Annotated in this window: 17 protein-coding genes and 3 pseudogenes; 7 read left to right on the top strand and 13 right to left on the bottom strand. The window is 66.3% G+C overall.

The window, feature by feature from the left end:
* Nucleotides 1–76: 76 nt before the first annotated feature.
* Together ACY34I_RS13220 and ACY34I_RS13215 are read right to left on the bottom strand one after the other, a co-directional pair.
* Nucleotides 77–1,018, bottom strand: coding sequence for a hypothetical protein (locus tag ACY34I_RS13220; protein ID WP_462755174.1), 942 nt, complete (start codon nt 1,016–1,018; stop codon nt 77–79).
* Nucleotides 1,019–1,263: 245 nt separating this feature from the next.
* A complete protein-coding gene (locus ACY34I_RS13215; RefSeq protein WP_462755172.1) occupies nt 1,264–1,584 on the bottom strand; it encodes a hypothetical protein in 321 nt (106 codons plus the stop codon).
* Nucleotides 1,585–1,925: 341 nt separating this feature from the next.
* Here ACY34I_RS13215 and ACY34I_RS13210 point away from each other — a divergent pair, with 341 nt between their 5' ends.
* Together ACY34I_RS13210 and ACY34I_RS13205 are read left to right on the top strand one after the other, a co-directional pair.
* Nucleotides 1,926–3,137, top strand: coding sequence for a tetratricopeptide repeat protein (locus tag ACY34I_RS13210; protein ID WP_462755170.1), 1,212 nt, complete (start codon nt 1,926–1,928; stop codon nt 3,135–3,137).
* Nucleotides 3,138–3,147: 10 nt separating this feature from the next.
* Nucleotides 3,148–3,696, top strand: coding sequence for an NUDIX domain-containing protein (locus ACY34I_RS13205; protein WP_462755168.1), 549 nt, complete (start codon nt 3,148–3,150; stop codon nt 3,694–3,696).
* 836 nt (nt 3,697–4,532) lie between these two features.
* Here ACY34I_RS13205 and ACY34I_RS13200 read toward each other — a convergent pair.
* Nucleotides 4,533–5,138, bottom strand: coding sequence for a hypothetical protein (locus ACY34I_RS13200; RefSeq protein ID WP_462755166.1), 606 nt, complete (start codon nt 5,136–5,138; stop codon nt 4,533–4,535).
* A gap of 732 nt (nt 5,139–5,870) precedes the next feature.
* Complete coding sequence (locus ACY34I_RS13195) at nt 5,871–6,119, bottom strand: hypothetical protein (protein WP_462755164.1); 249 nt, start codon at nt 6,117–6,119, stop codon at nt 5,871–5,873.
* A 254-nt stretch (nt 6,120–6,373) separates the two neighbouring features.
* Here ACY34I_RS13195 and ACY34I_RS13190 point away from each other — a divergent pair, with 254 nt between their 5' ends.
* Nucleotides 6,374–6,595 (top strand): hypothetical protein, encoded by a 222-nt coding sequence (locus ACY34I_RS13190; RefSeq protein ID WP_462755162.1) that lies wholly within the window; start codon nt 6,374–6,376, stop codon nt 6,593–6,595.
* Between the two features lie 101 nt (nt 6,596–6,696).
* Here ACY34I_RS13190 and ACY34I_RS13185 read toward each other — a convergent pair whose 3' ends face one another.
* Both ACY34I_RS13185 and ACY34I_RS13180 read right to left on the bottom strand, forming a co-directional pair.
* Nucleotides 6,697–7,032 (bottom strand): hypothetical protein, encoded by a 336-nt coding sequence (locus ACY34I_RS13185; RefSeq protein ID WP_462755160.1) that lies wholly within the window; start codon nt 7,030–7,032, stop codon nt 6,697–6,699.
* A gap of 689 nt (nt 7,033–7,721) precedes the next feature.
* Nucleotides 7,722–7,916, bottom strand: a pseudogene (locus ACY34I_RS13180) (site-specific integrase); the annotation flags it as partial.
* Between the two features lie 113 nt (nt 7,917–8,029).
* Here ACY34I_RS13180 and ACY34I_RS13175 point away from each other — a divergent pair.
* Entirely contained in the window at nt 8,030–8,548 is a 519-nt protein-coding gene (locus ACY34I_RS13175) for a hypothetical protein (protein ID WP_462755158.1), read from the top strand.
* Between the two features lie 32 nt (nt 8,549–8,580).
* On the top strand, nt 8,581–8,937 hold the full coding sequence (locus tag ACY34I_RS13170; protein ID WP_462755156.1) for a hypothetical protein: 357 nt from the start codon (nt 8,581–8,583) through the stop codon (nt 8,935–8,937).
* A gap of 483 nt (nt 8,938–9,420) precedes the next feature.
* Here the strand turns inward: ACY34I_RS13170 and ACY34I_RS13165 are convergent, their stop codons facing one another.
* The 5 genes and pseudogenes from ACY34I_RS13165 to ACY34I_RS13145 all read right to left on the bottom strand — a co-directional run bounded on the left by ACY34I_RS13165 (nt 9,421) and on the right by ACY34I_RS13145 (nt 14,182).
* On the bottom strand, nt 9,421–10,482 hold the full coding sequence (locus ACY34I_RS13165) for a Brp/Blh family beta-carotene 15,15'-dioxygenase (protein ID WP_462755154.1): 1,062 nt from the start codon (nt 10,480–10,482) through the stop codon (nt 9,421–9,423).
* Complete coding sequence (locus ACY34I_RS13160; RefSeq protein WP_462755152.1) at nt 10,479–11,177, bottom strand: bacteriorhodopsin; 699 nt, start codon at nt 11,175–11,177, stop codon at nt 10,479–10,481. Before ACY34I_RS13160 ends, ACY34I_RS13165 begins: the two co-directional genes overlap by 4 nt.
* Before the next feature lie 544 nt (nt 11,178–11,721).
* A complete protein-coding gene (locus ACY34I_RS13155; protein WP_462755150.1) occupies nt 11,722–12,903 on the bottom strand; it encodes a low temperature requirement protein A in 1,182 nt (393 codons plus the stop codon).
* A gap of 372 nt (nt 12,904–13,275) precedes the next feature.
* A pseudogene (locus tag ACY34I_RS13150) lies at nt 13,276–13,434 on the bottom strand (GyrI-like domain-containing protein); the annotation flags it as partial.
* A 169-nt stretch (nt 13,435–13,603) separates the two neighbouring features.
* The gene (locus tag ACY34I_RS13145) at nt 13,604–14,182 is read right to left on the bottom strand and encodes a hypothetical protein (protein ID WP_462755148.1); all 579 of its coding nucleotides are present in this window, start codon (nt 14,180–14,182) and stop codon (nt 13,604–13,606) included.
* A gap of 541 nt (nt 14,183–14,723) precedes the next feature.
* Between ACY34I_RS13145 and ACY34I_RS13140 the strand changes: the two genes are divergently transcribed.
* Both ACY34I_RS13140 and ACY34I_RS13135 read left to right on the top strand, forming a co-directional pair.
* Nucleotides 14,724–15,245: a SigE family RNA polymerase sigma factor gene (locus tag ACY34I_RS13140; RefSeq protein WP_462755146.1), complete on the top strand. Its 522-nt coding sequence runs from the start codon at nt 14,724–14,726 to the stop codon at nt 15,243–15,245.
* Nucleotides 15,242–16,513 carry a hypothetical protein gene (locus ACY34I_RS13135; protein WP_462755144.1) on the top strand — a complete coding sequence of 424 codons (1,272 nt, stop codon included), beginning with the start codon at nt 15,242–15,244 and terminating at the stop codon, nt 16,511–16,513. The genes ACY34I_RS13140 and ACY34I_RS13135 overlap by 4 nt, the downstream gene beginning before the upstream one ends.
* 1,183 nt (nt 16,514–17,696) lie before the next feature.
* Here the strand turns inward: ACY34I_RS13135 and ACY34I_RS13130 are convergent.
* Both ACY34I_RS13130 and ACY34I_RS13125 read right to left on the bottom strand, forming a co-directional pair.
* A pseudogene (locus tag ACY34I_RS13130) lies at nt 17,697–18,271 on the bottom strand (dihydrofolate reductase family protein).
* Between the two features lie 13 nt (nt 18,272–18,284).
* Nucleotides 18,285–19,180, bottom strand: an 896-nt coding sequence (locus ACY34I_RS13125; RefSeq protein WP_462755142.1) for an RNA-guided endonuclease TnpB family protein, incomplete at its 5' end; no start/stop codon positions are given.

The following is a 19,180-nucleotide window of genomic DNA, read 5'->3' as shown; positions in this document are numbered from 1 at the left end:
CTCCTTGGGCTTGGTGGGCGCGAGGAGCCACACGAACGAGCCGAAGGCGGCTCCTCGCGTCCGGTTGGGTTGGGGGTCAGATCCAGTCGGAGACGTCGTCCTCGGGAGCTGAGGGCGAAGCCGCGGGCTTGCTGCCGTTGGCGGTGGTGGCCGGTTTCTTGGCGGCCGGCTTGCCCTGCGTTGGCAGGGTGACGGTGGGGACGTCGACGTCGGGCAGGTCCAGAGCGGTCGGCACGGTGCCGGTGATGCGCTCGGTTGCCGGGGTGCTGTCGGGGTTGATGACGTCGACCAGCGGGGAGCCCACGTTGGCGGTGAGCACCTCGCGGCGTTTGATGTCGAACCGCAGGTAGGCGGCGTTGCCGTCCGAGGCCCGCTCGACCAGGGTGGTGGAGGCGTGGCAGGCGACCGCGATCCGGTCGAGCCGGCCTTCCAGGTCGGCCAGGGACAGGCCGGGGCGCAGGTAGACCCAGACCCGTTCACCGACGGTGGTGGGTTTGGCCCACAGGATCAGCGGCAGGCTGCCGGAGCGGTTGGCGATGATGAACTGCGCGAAGCACACGCGCAGCCGGTGCCGCACGAACAGGCACATGGCCCACCCGAACACCGTGCGGCGGATGACCGGCACAGCGGCCGGGACGCCGACGACCAGGGCGACCACCACGGCAGTGATGGGCGTGGTGGTGTGGTTGGCCAGCTGCACCCAGAAGGTGATGCCCCCGGTGGTGAGCACGATCTCGGGAAGCCACCACCACAGGCGTTGGAGCACCGGCCAGATCCTGACGAGGACCCAGGCGAGCCCGCCCAGCGGGACACCGATGAGAGCCCCGACGAAGAGGGCAAGGATCGGGTGGATGTAGGAAGCGGCCACCACGGCCGAGAGCAGGCCGACGATGACCGCCGTCAGGATGAACGCCAGCCGGGCGTTCCGCGCCGAGGAACGGTGAACCTTGGCCTCGATGACCGTCACCGTTCCGCTGCTTCTGCCGCCGAAGGGGCGGCGCGGGCTAGACTTGGACATGACGAGTCCTCCCTTGCACGAGGGTGGATGAGTTGGAGGGCACGGGGTCGGCAGGTTTGGACGCCAGTACCGACCCCGCGCCAGCTCTTGCGGGGTGTGACCACCGGTCGTGGTCACCAGGCCGGGAACGTTGGACGCCAGAGCCGTCCCCGGACTGCTTCTTCACTTGGATCGATCAGCGGACCATCGGCCGCTTCGGTTGCCACGGACACCTGTGGCAGAGATTCAGCCTGGTGCGCGAGGACTTACTTCGCCGCCGACGTGCCAGCCTTCGGCTTCAGCGAGATCGCACGGAACGCGACGCCGTTGCGCCCGTTGGTCGCCCACGGAATGGCCTCCAACTGCTCGACATCGATGAGCTGCCCCACCATCACACCCGGCTTCTCACCCGCCGTGGTGATGGTGATGACCTCACCGCCCGTCTCGTCGAGAACGAAGACCTGGGTGGACCACATGGGCCGGCCAGTGTTCTTCTCCGACCGCTGATTGCCGTTCTGGTCGTTCTTCGGCTCCGGGTCCTTCGACACCGTCACCTGCTTCGCCTTGGTGTCCACGTACAGCTTCATTCCTGCTCCTAAAGGGAGAGGGCTTTCGCCCCGGGTGTCCGTCACCCGTGCATCCATGAAACCCCGTGTCTTTGTTTCCGTGCAGGGTGACGGCACGTGGTGGGAAGGGCTGGACATGGCGGATAGTGACGAGGGATGACGCACCTCTTGCATCGAGTGCAAAGAATGGGGCATGGTGAAGCGGGCAGAGTGTGGGCTGCGCACCGAATCGGGGATGAGGCATGACGCCACTACGGCAGGCTCGACAGCTACGCGGGTGGTCGAAAGCGCGCCTAGCGCACGAGTTGGAACGCCGAGCGCAGGGCAGGTACGCCCTCGCTACACGTACAAGTCTGCTGCGAATGATTTCCGCTTGGGAGAGCGGCGAACGGGACGCCTCTGACCCGTACCGGTCACTGCTGTGCGAGGCATACGGGCAGAGCGCAGACCAGCTGGGGCTCAGTGGCGGTACGGACCGAGCACGCTCAGACATCGGCCTTGCCTACAGTGCCTCGCTCAGCCAAGCCGCGTCGGCGCTCGGCGACCTGTCGCGCTTCGACGAGATGAAGCACACTGCGGTGACCCTCGGCAAGTACATGCCAGAGGCTCTGAACGCGGCGTGTCTCGACTGGCTTTTCGGCAATGCCGTCATGGACCTTCCGAGCGAAGGTAAGCCGGTAACGCCTTACGATGTAGACGAAATTCGAGCCATGACGAGCACCTTTGATGGACTTGATCGCAAATTCGGCGGGGAGCATTGCCGGATGATGGCGGTCCGCTACCTACGGGATCGAGTGTTGCCGCAGGTGCGAGCGCCGAAGCCAGAGAAGGTAGAGCGGGAAATCTTTAGCGCTACCGCCGTGCTCTGTGAATTGGTCGGGTGGATGGCCTACGACACCTCACGGCACTCGCTCGCTCAACGCTATTTCACACAGGCATTGCGTTTTGCTGAGGCCGCCGGCGACCGGGCCTACGCCTCGTACGTGCTGACGAGCATGGCCGATCAGGCGTTGTACCTGGGGCGGCCGGAACAGGCACTTCGGCTTGCCCAGGTCGCACGAGACGCGAGCCTTCGAGCCGGTGTGCCAGTCGTGGTCACGGAAGCATCCATTTTCGAGGCGCGAGCCTACGCGGCTCAGGGCGACGAAGCGGGGTGCAAGGCGGCGCTCATCAGAGCAGAGGAGAGCTTTCACCGGATTGTGCCTCAGGATGGACCCGACTGGGCGAAGCATTGGGGCGACGTGCTGTTCGCCAGTCACGCCGGCACCTGCTGGATCGACCTGGGACGGCCGAAGGAGGCGCGACCCCTCATGCAGTCTGTCTGGGACAGCGGCAAGGACCAGGCGCGGCGCCGGGTCTACGCGGCTTCTCAGCTGGCCCGCGTGGCACTACTCGATGGGGACATCGAGGAGGCCACGACCCTCGGCACGACGGCTGTTGAATCAGCCGGTGGTCTCACATCTCATCGCTCACAAGAGCAGCTGAAGCAGCTGCGACAGAGGTTCGTTCCCCACGCCCGTCACGCAGCCGTCAAGGAGTTCGAGCAACGTGCTGACTTCCTCCTGGCAAGCTGAGGTGCCTGCCATGCGCACTGGCACGATTCAGTACGGTGAGGCTGTGACGCTGGCTGACGACCTCTCTGCCGAGGGCGAACCAGAACGCGAGTTCAACCCTGGCATCGCTCAGCGACTCCCGCGGAAGCGGGTAGCCGGCGGAGCGCTGATCCGCGACCGAGCTGGACGCATCCTGTTCGTTGTGCCCGGCTACAAACCCTTCCTCGACATCCCAGGCGGCATCGCCGACGCCGACGAGTCGCCGCTGGCTGCCTGCCGTCGAGAGATCCGGGAAGAGATCGGCCTCGACCTGCCGATCAGCCGGCTACTGGTGGTCGACTGGATGCCCGCACACGGCGTCTGGCCCGATGGGTTGATGTTCATCTTCGACGGCGGACAGCTCGACGACGACCAGGCCGAAGCCCTCAAGCCAACCGACGACGAGCTAACCGGTCTCCGCTTCCTCCCCTACCAAGAAGCAGTACCGCACCTGCGTCCGTCGATGGCACGTCGAGTTGGGTCGGCGCTGCACGCCCTCGCAGAGGGCCAGCCCCGCTACGCCGAATTCGGCCGTTCCTGACCAGGTGGCGGCCGGCTGCCGGCGATGTGGTTCAAAGTTTCTGTACGTCTTCAAGGCGGCCCTTGATGGGCCGCACGCGCCGCCGCCTGGGCGCGCGCCGGCCGCTGCCGCTGTCGCTCTGCGGCCGTCACGCCTGACGCCCGGCGGCTGGCGCGGAGAGCGGAAAGCCCGGGGCCGCCGCAGACGGGTAGCTCAGAGAGTGGTGGAGGTTCGTTGCCGGCAGCCGGCCGCGCCGCGCCCGAGCGACACGGCGCAGGGAAGGGCACGCCGGGCCCGCGCGGCGGCTCGCGACGGCGGACCGGTCGCGGTTACTACGCCTCCGGCGGGGGCGCTCGGGCTCCGAGATGGCGGGACAACCCGGGCGGCTTGCGGTCCGTGGGTGGTTGCGCGGGCCATCCCGCCAGCCGACGACCCGGGCGAGCCGAGCAGACCACCGCCCGACCCGCCAGCGTCCGACCGTGCGTCAAGGTCCGCTTGACGTGGCGGGCCGGGCGGCGGCCCGCTCCCCACGAGGGCGGGTCGACGGCAGACGGGATGCCGGTGAACACTACAAGTGTGATGAAGCGACATTGAAAGTGGGCCAATCATCGACCAACCTTACGGCCCCCAGGAGGCAATCGCCCTGGGGGCCGCAAGGAAGCTTCGCTATCGGCTACGCAACCAACGCAAGAATTGGTCCGACCACACGACGGCAGAGCAGAAGATGATTAAGCCGATCACAACCGGCGGCGGAGGTATCTCGTCGCCGTTCACCGCTCGTGCAACCGCCAACGAGGCGACCAACAAGCCCAGTCCGAGCACGATCCGCAGGCCAATTGTTCTCAGCTCTCGCATTATTAGCCCGCGTACTTACGGTATTCGTACCCGCCACCCGTCTTGTACATCTTGAGATAAGCGTACGGGTGAGTCTGGGTGTAGCAGCCGTAATATGTGACGCAGTAGTCGAGGTCCGCCCGCTTGTCGTGCCATGCGCTGCCATCCAACCGGATCCCGGAAGAGTCGATGCTCCAGGTTCGGAAGTAAATCCCCCAGGTCGCGTTGGAGACCCATCCGTCCTTGCGATAAATTCCGGTTACCTTTGTTGAGTTCCAACACCACTCGGTGCGCGTGTTGAACTTGTAGATCCGGGACCCGAAGATATCCTTCTTGTCGATGGATATCGTCAGGTCACGGCACCCACTCGTCGCTGCGGCCGCAGCGAAGTCGGTCGGACTGTCGATCGGCGGGTGCTTGTAGGGGCCATCGATCTTTTCCTCGGTTACCGTGCCTTCATCGCGGGGGTCCGGCACCATTTGCGCAACCTCAGGGGCGGACTGAATCAGAGTGATGTCGGACTCAGTCCAGGTTCCATCGGCGATTCGATCGAGGGCCGCAGCAATCGCAGGATCATAGCCTGGTTCTTCGGCTTGTGCGGGGGTGCCGAAGGCGAGGGTCGCGATCAAGCTGGAGCATGCGGCAAGCGCCGCGAATAAGGGAGCCTTCGGTCGAAGGTTCAGGCGTGTAGCCCCCATGTATGCCTCTCTAAAAGGGTGCCGCCCGCTGACCGACATCAACGGTCCGGGCGGCTAGCAATGTTGCGGGAACGCTAACAGAAGATCCACTCCCGCACTAGGTCTGAAGTACGTGCGAACAACTTCGACTCTCCATGCGGCTCCATCAACTTGTACTGTTTACATGCCGGCAGGCGATTTCAATGGGTTTAGACGGAACTGTTAGATGCAGTCGCTGAAATCAAAGGTGGCGGCCGAGGTCGAACTAGTGGGTCAGTGAACGAGGAACCGGTAGAAAACAGCGCCTCCACGAGCAGCGAGGCAGCATCGAACGTGCCCACCTGCGAACAACACGTGACGACAACAGGCGGGGCGGCGGCCGCGCCGAGCAGACCGACGCCGGACGAAGGACCGAGGCCAGTGACGCCGCGGACCCGCCGGACGAAGCGCCCAGAACTCAGCGAGGGGTCGGAACGCGCGCGGCTCAGCAGCTGACGAGGACCAAGCCATCATCCGTGCCCGCTGCGTGCCCGGCAGGCCGGTCAGTAGGGGTCAACAACGGCGTTTCCGTGTGGCCTCCGTCGCCAGACCAACCGAGAACCAGCCTGATCACCAGCACAGATGGAGCCGGCTGCCTCCGAATCAAGGCACCTTCCAAACTAACGGTGCGGTGGACGAAACCACTCAGAGGGACTGGTCCCGCGCGGCACGCTCGCCGGGTGCGCTGGACTGCACTACGGCAACCCCGTGGGTTCGCATGGTGCGCAGCACAGCGGCAGCCAGGTCGTCGTCGCAGATCAGTTCCACCATCCTGGTCCGGCGGTTGTATGGCAAACCGTCATCATCGCCCGCGTGAGGTGTTGCGAGGATGACCCAGTCCGGGTCGCTGCCATCCCACAGGTGGAAGTAGGGGCCGAGGCTTGCAGGGTCCACCGGCTCATAGTGGCAGGCGCGGCTTCCGGCATGGCACTGGACGTGCGGGAGACCCGCGCGGGGCACAGATGGGGCACAAGACACTGTCAAACGTCGGCAAGCAGTCGACAGCACTGTGAGGCATCAACGCCGCCTGACCTGGAGCGCAGGTATGTCGGTGCAGGTCATCGGCGAGCCAGTCTAAGTTCCGCTTCAACGTATGACCGTCTCGAAGGGGGATAGCTGGCGGTAGGCAGGCGTGCTTCCATGACGGCATGACCATGACCGACGGCCGGTCGACTGCGAAGCGGGTTGCTGGGATGGGTGTCTCAGCCCTGCTCTTCGGCTTCGGTGACCTCATGATTCAGCTTTGGGCAGATGGCCACCATCCGTTTCAAGGAAAGCCCACTTCATGGGGACTCGGCGAGGTCTTCTCGATGATGGGCGTCGCGGGCCTCTGCTGGGCCGCGTGGCTCCTCCGCCGACAGCAACGGTGACAGCAACAGGTCCGAACAGTGGGAGCCGAAGCCAGCCGGCGACGGATCAACGTTCGATGTCAGAGACGTACGTGGACGGGGCCGGACGGAGCGCCCAGAACTTACAAGCGAGGGGCCTGATGGCCACGACGGGCGCTGTCACCGGTTGGCGCCGGAGCATCGAGCCAGGCGGCGAGGCGGGCGGGCCAGTCTTCGTTACCGAAGTCAGCTCCGACCAGGAGATCACGCCAGTCCTCTCGAGCCAGACGTGAGGCACGATCGAGCTTGTCGAGTCGGCCTTGGGCGAGGCGCACAACCGCTGCAAACATCCGTTCCGGATCCTGCTGAGAGTCCGTGACTAATTGATCGAGGCTGTGCAGCCTGTCCACCACCACGTCGGCGTGTTGGGGGAAGTCGGCGTTGATGCGGCGTCGGAGTCGAGGAGAGATGTCCGGCATCGATGGAGTTTACGTGGACCCTACGGCTTGCGAACGTTGACACCCGGGCCACGTGGACCAGGCGGGGGAAGTTCCCCGCGTTGCTTGGCCGCCTCGTACACGCCCTCTGCTGTGCCTCCAGTGAGGCCCATGCGGATCATGACGTACCGGTCAAGCTCATAGGCGCAGTTGGCGCATACCCACCCGTAGACCGGCTTGTCTGTTCGGCATGCCTCGCCGCACCGTTCGCATGCCCGCTTCGCCCGCTTTGGTGGCACGGCGACCTCAACCGGCCCGACAGCTTGCGCGGGTTGTCCGAGGGCTCGCCGCTCGCGTTGGCGTTGCCGCTTTGCTGAAGCCATGTTGTCCCTTCTGATCGTCAGGTGCATCAATGTTGGCAGGTGGGGGTGACAGTATTGATATAGAAGCGGTCCCAGAGGTAGAGCCTGAGTGAGCGGGCGACGGAAAGGCAGCCAGGAGGCAGCGAAAGCAGCAGCAACGACCGGCAGAAGACGACACGGAACAGCAAAGCGGCCATGGTCGGTACCACAGGACGGTGCCCGACAGCACCCAACGGTGAGGCTCATCCGCGTTCACACCGAAGAGGTCACTGGTTCGATCCCAGTATCGCCCACGCAGGTAAAGGCCACTTCCCGGGTTCGGGGGGTGGCCTTTCTGCTTGCGTGCAGCAGCTTTGTACAGAGGCCCGGTCATCGCGCGAGGGATTCGCCGAGGCGTTTGAGGGCGTCTCTGGTCGCCTTCGTAGGTACCTGTGTGTAGATCTCGATGGTCACGGCGAAGTGGGCGTGCCGGAGGACCTGCATGGCGACCGTCGGGTGGACGTCGAGGTCGGCCAGGAGCGTGGCGCAGGTACGGCAGGCGTCGTGGACGGTGATCGGCGTGACGTGGCGGACCGGGTGGCGGCCCGCTCCCCAGGAGGGCGGGTCGGCGGCATACGGGATGGCAATGCTTCGCGCCTGTCGTCTAGGTTCAAGGCTCCCACGACGAAGGCGGCGCGATGGTTGGTCGGCATCATGCGACTGTCAGTCCTGGGCCGCTGTTCGATTGGATCGCTCGGTCCCGGCTGCGCATCATCCTGTTCTGTCTGGCCGGTGCCTGTCTTGTCGCCGGGGGAATCCTTCAGCCGCACCGCACTAACGTTCGTATCCGCCAACTCGTGGCGACTGGCGAACAGGTCCAAGCCATAACGGAGGGGTACAAGTTCGGCGATCATGCCAGCTATGTGGCTCACGGCCGAACCTGGAACGTTCCCTTGGAGAGTGCCTGGGGTGACGGGCCCGGCTACTCGCGAGGTGAGAGCGTCACCATCTATGTGTCACAGACCGAACCGCAGCTCGTCGCGACCAGAGATGGCTATATGACCAGCAGCATGCAAACGCATTCCCCGTTCCTACTGATCGGGGCCGGGGTGTTCGTCATGTTCCTTGCCTGGCCAGGACTTGCTACCTGGATAGCTCGTGTGCGACTCAACCGGCTGGTGAGTTACGAAGTGAGTGACAACAAGGGCAGACAATGACGGATGCCCCTGAACGCTGGCGGACTCGTCGTGTGAGCAGTTCAGATGACGAGGCATGGTCGGCTTATCTCGAGCGCACTCGCGACCTCGCCGAACAGATCCTTCGCGCCGACGACCCGTACGACCTCGGCTTGCAGTTCATGGGCGAAACGCTCGACGTCATCAACGTCGGTGAGTACGCAGGCAGCATGTACTGCCTATGGGGCGCGCTCACCGACTGGGTTGAACTCAAGCCAGACGAGGAAGAACTCGCCTTCGCCGAGATGGCTCGCGCCGCCCGCGAATGGCTAGCAGTCGATCCGCATGACAGCGACGCGGTTCGCAGGTACCTCGACTATTGGCTATACGACGTCTGCGGCTATGGGCGGCCGGAGGCCCGACAGTGGTGAGCAAGTACTGTGCGGCTGCATAGCGCGGCTGATCAGCGGTGCCGCGTACCGGTCGATGGCCTTGAGGTGCGGGTTTGTGCGACTCCGCTGGCGCCGTTGATTTCGAGACGCCATGCTCCCACTGGCCAGTCAGGCCGCGTGGCCACACCTGTCACCTATCGGCGCACCAGACCCGGGCGCACCGCCACACGGTCATCGTGGATGACCATCGCCGTTTCGGAAATCAGCCGAACAGGGCCGGCGCGGACTTCGACCAGCGAGACGGAGGCCTCCCGGACTGAGCCGTCCGTTGCGGACAGTGCCCCGCCGAGCTGGCCGTCGGGTAGTGGCTTTCGCCGCGGACTCGCCAATCTTCGTCGTCAAGATCATGAGCCCCGACGTCGAGAGATCACGGGGGCGGGGTCCGGCGGGAGGCATGAGGACGAGCTTCCGGCTGGCGGCATACGCCGTGTGCATCAAGGATGAGCGGGTGCTGCTCGCCTGTTACGAAACACCGGGCGGCACTCGCTGGAGCCTTCCTGATCGGTCCAGCCAGGCGACGACCACGGCGTGTGGCACGGTGACCGCGGCCAGGAGGGCGAACGTGGCGGGCAGGACTCCCGCGGTCCCGGTGTGGTGGGTGAGCAGGGCGAAGGAGATTAGTACGGCCGCGGTGGGGGCCGCGGCGTGCAGGGCGAATCGTCGTAGTGGTGGGCCCAGCCGACCGGCCCGCAGGTGGGCGGTGTTCGCCGGGTCGGCGCAGAGTAGTCGCGCGATGTGTCGGAGCGAATGCCACGCCGCGAAGTAGACCCCGAACGCCAGCGCGGGCGGGACGATCGCGAACACGGTGGCGAGGAGCCCGAGTTGGACGAGGCCGCGTCCGCGTCGACCGCGCACGTCCTGTACGGCGGTGATGGCCATCGCCGACACCGTGAGGACCAGGGCGGCGGCGCGTACCTCGGTGGTGAGCAGCACGGTGGACCCGGCGGCGACGCGCTCCAGCAGTTGGTCTACCTGGTCGCGCCACAGCACGAGTGGGAAGACCACCGGCGGAGCGCCATAGGCGAGGACGCCGTGCGGGCGTGGCGGCACCCGCCGGCCGTCCCGCTCGGCCTGGAACGCCTCGTCGCCGGTGCCGAAGTGCGCGATGGCGAGGACCAGGAAGCCCAGCAGGGCCGCGGCCGGTGCGGCGCGGTAGGCCAGTAGCCCGGTGCCGGCTATGGCGGCATAGCCGAGTAGCAGGCTCACGCGTCGGCTCCACCGGCGTGCCTTTATCGAGAGCCAGGCGGGGATGAGGTGGTCGACGGCGCCGTGTGGAAGCCCGAGCAGCAGCCCCAGCAGCGCCGGGAGCGGCGTGGACGCTGCTGCATCGGCCTGGGTGAGCAGGTGGAGGACGAGTACGGCGAGTAGCGCCAGGATGCCTGCGGTATCGGCGCGGAGCAGCACGGCCCGGCGCGGGTCTGCCCGGCGCTCAGGGCCGAGGCCGGGTCGGCCGAACGGGCGAGGCCGTCTGCCGTTGCTGGCCGAGCCGAACCCCGCCTCGTGCGCGATGGGCTGGCCGCTCACGCTACCGCCAGTTGGCCACGGTCGGACATCGCGCGGAGCCGGCCCACGTCTACGATGCTCCAGCCAACCTTCATGAGGGCCGACAGGACGACGAAGAGGATCGTGCTGGTGTGCTCATCGACGATCTCGACTCCGGGCGGCCCCAAGATCCAGACCAGCGGGAAAGCGAGCCAGAGCAGGGACAGCAGCAGTGCGACGACGATGAAGTGGGCCGCCATCGGGGCGGGCTGCCGCTCGGCGTCGGCCCGTAGCGGCCCCCAGATCAGGCCCAGGACGAGCGCGAGCGCGGCCATCCCGATTCCGTAAATGGTGAAACGGGCCGCAGTGCTCTTCATGGCCCCGGCGACCGGCCCCGCGAGGATCATCGGGAAGGTCGGCACGATGAGAGCCGCCACCAGACCCACCCGCTTTTCGGCGATGGCGTGCGTGGCCGTGAGGACGAGAGAGAACACCAGCAGCGGTGCGGTGACGATCCAGTCGGCGTAGTGCGTCCAGTCCAAGGTGTGCTCTGCCGTGTTCGTCCGGCCAGCGTCGAGCGCCGCGACGACGTGCCAGATTGCCGACCACGCCAGGATGACGAACACCCCCCGGTACTCGGACTGGGGGATTCCTTTCGGGTTGCGGCTCCACCGTATGAACAACAGCAGGGTGGCGGCGCACAGGATGACGTACGACCACAGCCACCACTCGGACACATGTGCTCCTCGACCTCGACGGGCGTACGGCGTTAGCGGCATCTGGTGGTCAGACACCGCCGACCCGGCATGTGCTCGCTGGCGGCATGCCGCTACCCAGCGGGTACGCCGACGTTCCTTTTCAAGCCGAGTGTCTCCGTATTGGCAAGTTTATTCCGACTTGGGACTATCATCAGGACTTAGTCCATATTTGGGTGGCAGGCGCGCTAGGGTTCGGTCGATCTGCAAACGGGCTGCGATACCGACCACGCCTGGCGGCGTTGTCGGTTAGTCCGGATACAACGCCGGGGAACCCGATGAATCACCGCCTTGCCGGACCGCCGCCCGGACTCCCCTCGCTCTTCGTCCCACTGCAAGCCGGAGCACTCGCCCACCCCACGCCGGTACCGGCAGCCAGCGCGACGAGTGAGCGGTACTGGGCGGGCACCGCTGCGAGGAGTCGAGGTAGCTCGTCACGGCTGATGGTCATGTCGTCGGTGTCGGTCCGCCGCCCTGGCGGCAGGCGGACACCTTCGCATGGGTTGGACATGGGTGACGCTTCCCGCTAGCCGGGTGGTGACGGCGGCTCGGGCGGGCGTCTGCCGGCACGGGCTGCGTCGGATATGGCGATCCCGGTCAGAACGAGGGCAGCAGCGGCGGCGACCACGACTGGCGGCAGGGGGAGCATCGCCGGTGCCAGGGCGGCCAGCGCAAGGACGCCGATCGGTCGGGACCGGGACACACGGCCGAATACCGCGTGCTCGAAGCGGGCGCGCCCGGCCAGATACAGCGCGGGTCCGCCGAGGATGACGGCGATCCAGGCCGGTGGGGTGTGTCCGAGTGGATGGGCGATGACCAGTTCGTCGCCGACGGCTGCAGCGACCACGCCGGCCACCATGGCCAGGTGGGCGTATGACGCCGATCGGGCGAGGCGGACCGGATCGGCAGACACGGCAATCGCTTCCGCCAGGACTTGCCCAGCGCGGTATATGTAGATCCGCCACAGAAGCACGGTGGTCGCCATCGACACGGCGAACGCGACGACCCCGTCCGGCGCGAAGCCGCTGCTGCTCAGCGCCAGTCCGGTAACCAGGATCAGCTCGCCGAGCGCGATGATGAAGAACTGGCGGTAGCGCTCGGCCAGGTGCTCGCCCGAGATCACAAGGTCTTGGCTGGGCGCACGGCCCGCCCCCGGGGTGGGGAAGCCGATCCTGCCTGCCGTGTGGTCAAGGACCACCGCGAGTGCCCACAACGCGCCACGCGCCGTACCGTGCACGAGCGCCCCCGCGATCCACGGCAGCGCCGACAGGCCGTACCAGAACAGCCCGCGCACGCCGGTGCGCTGCAACTCGTGGCCACGCAGAACGGCCACGAGGACGAGCCCGCGGCCGAGCTGGATGGCGACGTAGGCGCCCGCGAAGATCAGGCCCGTGTCGCCGAATGCCTCGGGCACCGCGGCCGCCATCACCAGGCTGCCGACCATGGTCGCGATGACCAGCGCCTGGATTACCGGTCGGTGCGGGTCCGTCCGGTCGGTTAGCCACGCGGTGCTGGACCAGACCCACCACATGGCCCCCAACAGCACCAGCGTCCGGAAGGCGCCGCTCCACCCGAGATCCTCGGCCAGGCCGCGCGAGAGCTGAGCGAGCGCGAGGACAAACACCAGGTCGAAGAAGAGCTCCAGGAACGTAGCCCGCTGCGGATCCCCGGCTTTCCGCACCAGCCCGGCGGCCTTGCTCGTCGTCATCGGCTCGCCCGTTCTGCCAGCCCTGCTCCAGATTTGGGGGCATTCTGACATGCGGCAGCGGCGGTGACCGCGGACGCGCTGCCGTGGACTGGATCGAGCGACCCGCGTTACACGGACGGGCGACGGCCGAGGCCGGTGAGTTCCTTCCATCCGTCGCCGCTGGATCGGATCAGCTCGTCGACCTTGGCCAAGCGTCGGGGCGGTGTTACGGCGGACGGAGCGTCACCCAGGTCCTGATGCCGATATGTCCCGCAGGACGTCCGCTCATAGCCGATGTGCGGGCGTTCATGTCTCGGCACCGGCCCGGCTCCCAGCTGGGAAACGGGAAGGCGGCCGGGCTGGATCCTTGCTGGCTGGATTCCCTCAGGTCCGTCACGTCGGTTCCACGGGTAGCCACAGCTCGCAGGTCGCGGTGCTGAAGTCGTCCGCGCGCTTGAGGATCGCAACCGTCGAGGGACCCGGCCGCAGACGCCACGGGTTGGAGGGGAACCACTCGGCCGCGGTCGCGGCCCAGGTGTTCTGCAGGGCCTGCGGATGGGGTCCGGTTCAAACTGTCGGTGAGTGACGATCGGCGCGGACGCCAACGGACAAGCCTGGACGCTGACGGACCATTTCGGCAGCCCAAGGGCCGGGAAGCAGCAGCTCAGAGAACCGTGTTGGTTGCCTGGGGGTCAAGCAGTCGGACGTCGGCCTTCACCTCTCACACGTAGTCACGCCAGAAGGTCACAGTCACCCTGGGCTCTCGGAACTCCTGATCGATGTAGTGGGCGAGGTCGTGGCCATACACGATGGTGTCGGTCAGTTGGTGGATGGACAGCACGGGATGCCCGAAGGAGCCGCGGCCGGCCGGCAGGTAGCGGTGGGCGTACACGGGAACCATGCGGGGAACGTCGGCGAGAAGGCGCTTCGCCTTGGCAATGCGCCGGACGAGGTCGTGAGGGCGATTGCCCCACCCGGGTGGCCACTCGCCGTGCTGGATGTCGTCGAGCGCGGTTGTGAGCGGCCAGTCAACCTGCTCTTGCAGGGTGGTGGAGTCGAGCTGGCGCCAGTTTGGCCAGCCCCAACTTGCCTTGTCGGGGTGGTCATCGTGGCCAGGTGTCCAGACTGGCAGCCCGGCCGCGAGGAAGGCGCGGTGGTCGTCGGCGAACTCGAAGCCGAACCGTCGCTCGATGCTGACGAACTCGGCGTCGGTGAGCCCTGGCTGGATGTCCACCAGGTCCAGTTGTGCTAACCGCCGAGCGGCCTCGATACCCAATGCGACAGCGGCACCATTCGTCACCGGAGAAGCGTAGCGACCTGGCCGCCGTGCGCATGCGGGGTGACGGGAGGCGCGGGAGCAGCAGAGAGGCAACGAACGAGACGGCAACCGATAACACTGGACGTGGCTGGAGCCCGAGCAACGTGCATGGATTGAGGGTTTCTGGCAGCAGACGACAGCCGTCGGTGCTCCGCGGCCGCGTTTACACCGAAGAGGTCACTGGACGCCGACGGCTGGTGGGTGTGGGCAGCCACTCTGCCGCCGTGGTGCGGTTGCACGTCCGGCCAGACGGCTGCCGGTGAGCGCTATCAGTCAGCGACGGCGTAGCTAGCGGTTGCGCTGTGCCAGACCGCCGCGAGGCACGTACCGGCCGAGATGCCCCCGCCGACGTGCGTGGTGAACCGTTGGATCTTGGAGCCGTTTCTTATCGGATGGCATACACATCGATGTCGTGGGGCGTAGCTGCGGCGACTGGATGGTGTGTCGTCGAGCAGAGTTGCAGGACCGGTAAACCTCGCGAGCCGATCCGGTGTCTTGCTGGGTGACGCGGCCGGGAGGTCAGATGAGGGATTCGCGTGGGGCGGAGTTCGACGACTTCGTTCGCACACGATCGATGGTGCTGTTACGGGTTGCTTTCCTGCTGACTGGGGATCGGCACGCGGCGGAGGACCTGCTTCAGGAGGTGTTGGAGCAGGTGTATGTGCGTTGGCGCCGAGTGCAGGGCAGCCCGGAGGCGTACGCACGACGTGCGTTGGTGAATCGCTCGATCAACCGGTGGCGGTGGCGTGCCCGACGGCCGGAGCAGGCACTGGGCGACCACGACGGGGTTGCCCGGGACCACGCCGACGGCGTGGCTCTTCGCGAGGTGGTCGTCGGGGCGCTGCGAGAGCTGCCCGCTCGGCAGCGGGCCGCGGTCGTGCTCCGGTACGTGGAGGACCTGCCGGTTGCTGATGCCGCTGCGGCGATGGGCTGCTCGGAGGGCGCCGTGAAAAGTCACGCCTCGCGCGGGTTGGCTCGGCTGCGTCAGGCGCTGGCCCAGTCGAGTCTCGTCATGCCCATCACTGATACCGGGAGTTCGCGATGACAATGAACGACAGTGACGTGCGCGACATCCTGCATCGCGCGGCGGATGACCTGGTCGACCCGCCGGGCTTGCTCGTTGCGGTGCGCCGGGGTGGACGCCGCCGGGTTGTGCGTCGCCGAGCCGTGTTGGCGGTCGTCTGCGCGGCCGTGGTGGCCGTACCCGTGGCTGGCGGGCTTCAGCTGGCAGGCGACGCAGGAGAGGTACAGGTCGCTTCACCCCTGCTGGACGAGCCCACCCGCGGTGACCTAGCTGGTGACGAAGGGTACCTGCGGCAGGTCCGCGAGGCGTGGCAACGCCGGCTGAAGCAGGGCGGAGAGCAAATGCGCGGCGAGCCGCACATCGTGTGGGCAGGACGCACGCCTGCTGGTCCTGCCGCCTACGTCGCCCAGCGCAGCGCACACAAGTATGCGGAGGTAGGGTTCGTCGAACCTGCCGCCAACGGTCCGCTTGTCACGACTCTTATTCAGATGACCAATGACGACACAGGTGGCATCGAGCAGGCAGCGCTGCTCGGACCGCAGCGTGACGTGCTCGTCGTACTCGACTTCGGGCAACCGGTGGAGTTCTCTCCGGAGCTGCGGTACATGCCCGACGGCAAGGTCAAGCGAATCTTCCAGCCGGTGGTGTTCCGAGACGGTGCGGCCGTGCTAACGGTGCCGCCGCAGCGCACGAAGATCACCGTGGCGCTCTCTAGGACCCCGGTCAGCCGGGAGAACGTGGTTCACATCGCCAATGTCGGGCCGATTCTCTTTCCCGACGGCAAAAGTCGGCCGAAGCCCCCACAGGTCCGCCACACGTTGCCCGGCGCGGAGAAGGTATGGGTAGGTGACCCCAGCGCGAAGAAAGTGAGCGCGCCAGCCGACGCCCTCGCCGAATACATTGACTCGGCAGGCGTGCACACGAGCGACGGATCCCCCCTCCTGTGGGTCTACGGGGCAACTCCCGACGGTCGGCTACTCCTCGTGGAAACCATCCAGTACGACGACGACCCCGCCCGCGTCATCGCGCTGCTCGCCCCCAAGTATCTCCCCTTCAAGGCGGTAGCCAGCACCTATGCCGACTGGAATTCACCTTTGCCCGTACGGCTGCGGCTGCCTGACAACCAAGGCCTTCTAGTCGCCGCTGAGGGGTCAGCGCTGAGCTACCGAATCGGCGCTGGTGAATGGCAGGACGCTGGACGAGACGCGGCGCTGCTACCCGCCAATGCCACCGAAGTACGTGTCACCGACGCCGGCGGCACCGTCACCACCATGCCAGTCACGTCCTAGCCCGACCCGGCGTCCACCTCACCAGATCGCATCGACTGCGGTACGCCTGCCGGCTCCCTCAGCTGAGTAAGTCGGCAGGCGTCCGGCGCGGCTGATACCGAGTGTCAAGCGGGGTCCCGAGACCGGACACCCGTACGACCGGTCGGCCTCCTCGATGACCTCTTCGGCGTATCCGAGGGCGTCAGCGTTCGTGGCTTGCGCTGGTCAAGCGGCGATGCCCTCAACTGTCGATGAGAGTGCGCCGTCCGGAATACGGCAGAAAGGGGCCGCGGGGGCGATCGGCGCGGGGTCGACGCCCAGCTCGCCGACCCCGCCCCCCATGCCCGGCACCAGGACAAAATGGGTGGCCTCGCCAGCCCGCCCCGCCCTACCTTGTAACTGGATCTTCTTCTCCGACCCACTCACGAGAGGACTTCACCCCGCGTGACGCCGCCTGCTCTTTAGACCTGACAGCTTTCCTGCATCGGTCGCCGACGTCGCCGTCGGCTCTTTTCCCATGCCTTCCGTCAGGTCTTTAGAGGGATCATGTCTACGCGTCCTCATATCGTCTACTCCGGCAACACCTCAGCCCTCGTCGCCCGCGTCCTTCTCGACCCGCTGGTCGCGAGGCGCAAGCGGTTCGCCCCGGAGTGGGACTCATGCTGGGAACTGCTCGCCCCATCCCCTCCCGAGCGCCCCTCGCCCGTCCAGGTTTCGGTCATCTTCGACGACCTCGCGCCCCTTCGCCCCGAACGGCTCATTGCCCATGGGGCTGGGTGCCAGCCACGGGGAGACCGCTCGCCGCGTCAAGATCGGTATTTCGCTGAATCGCACAACTCGCGGGGACTTCTCGTTCGTCCTGCTATGAGCCGCCGCCCTAGGCGTGAGCAGGGGCGAGAGGCAAGGTGGCCTTGCCCCGGACTGCATCACGCGGCGGTCCGCGCGCGGTCGCTCATGACCGGGCGCGAACGAAGGTCAGGGCCGGCCCGATACCGGCGACGAAGGTGAACCCATCTGCCGAATAGCCGGCGTCTTCCAGGTGCGCTTGCCAGGAAACTCATCACAAGCGCCTTCGTCCGGCGTTGTGGTTCGCTGTAGCAAGCTGCAGAAGACCCAACCAGAGCTGCCGGAACAGCTGTCCGGGCAGCGGGTAACGGTGTTCGTCGGGGTCGGCCCCTGAACAGGGCCGACCCCGACGGGCTGCTCAACGGATGACGTCGTAGACCAGCTTCTGGATTCCGTTGGCGTATGACGCGCTCTCGATGAGCTTGAGGTTTTGCTTGTCCTTGTCGGTGTCGCTGAACAGCCGCTTGCCCGCGCCGAGCAGGACCGGGAAGACCAGCAGGTGGTAGCGGTCGATCAGGCGGGCATCGGCCAGGTTGCGGTTCAGGGTGGCGCTGCCGTGGATGATGATCGACCCGCCCTTGGTCTTTTTGAGTGCGGCGACGTCGTCCAGTGATCGGAGGATGTTGATCTCGCCCCAGTTGGACACCAGGTCCTTCTCCTGCAGCGTGGTCGACACGACGTACTTCGGCATCGCGTTGTAGCCGGGGAACTCCGCGGTCATGTTCGGCCACACCGGGGAGAACGCCTGGTAGCTGACCCGGCCCAGCAGCATGGCAGTGGCCTCGGCCTGCTCACGGCCCTTAATCTCGTATGCGGCCTCGTCGAACTCGATGTCTTGAAGGTCCAGCCCGAGTTGCGGTAGCCCGGTTCTCCGCCGGGCGCCTCGATGACGCCGTCGAGCGAGACGAACGCGGTGGCGATCAGGGTGCGCATTGGTGGCTGCTTCCTACTCGTTGCTCATAGTTGAGCTGTTCGGATGTTTCGCTCTCCGCTCAGCGGTGGTTGGGCTGGAGTCCTGGACCGGCAGTCTGGTCCGGTGGCGATCGGTCCGGTCCTGCAGGATCTGCTTCACCACATGGTGTGGGGTGTGCAGGGCGATGTCGGGGTCGCCGGCTCTTTGCAGGATGTTGATCGCGGCGTTCACGTCGGCCTGCCACACCACCCCGCACGGGGTGCAGTGAAACCGGTCCCCACTACGGCGGCCGAAGACGCCGCAGTGGTGACAGGTTTGTGAGGTGTAGGCGGCGTTGACGGGAACGAGCGTAGAACCTCTACGCTCCGACACGCTTTTCAGGGCCTCCGCGGTGACTCCTTTGGTCCACGCGGCGAGACGCCGGTTGATGTTCTTGGGTAGCTTCTTACGGCCGGTGAAGCGCTTGGTGAGGTCTTCAGCGATCACCGTGCCCGCTTTGTCAACGACCTCGTGCACGGCGGTGAAGATCTCCGTGCGCACCCGCGCCCGGTGCCGGGCGGCCTGCCGCTCCCGCTTCACCGTCCCGAGGTTGTTGACCTTGATCCGGTGCGCCTTCGCGTGGCCACCACGCAGGGCGGCGGTGTTGGCTATGGAGCGCAGCTTCGCCCGTCGCCGGTTGCGTTCTGTCAGCCGGTCTGACTCGCGGGTGAGCAGGACGCCGAGTTGTTGACCGTGGGGCTGGCCGTCGGAGTCGGTGAGGGCTTCGGTGTAGCCCTTGTCCACGCCGATCGTCGCCTCGCCGCATGGTCGCTGTGATGAGCGTATCTGCGACGCGTCGATCTGGTAGTGCACCTCGACCCGGCCGCCGCGCAGGATCAGCCGCAGCGTCCCCGTCGGCGCGACCGTCGTGGACAACGGGATCTTGACCG

The sequence above is a fragment of the Micromonospora sp. RTBAU3-60 genome (assembly GCF_054963695.1).
This window is presented reverse-complemented; position numbering and strand designations above follow the sequence as displayed.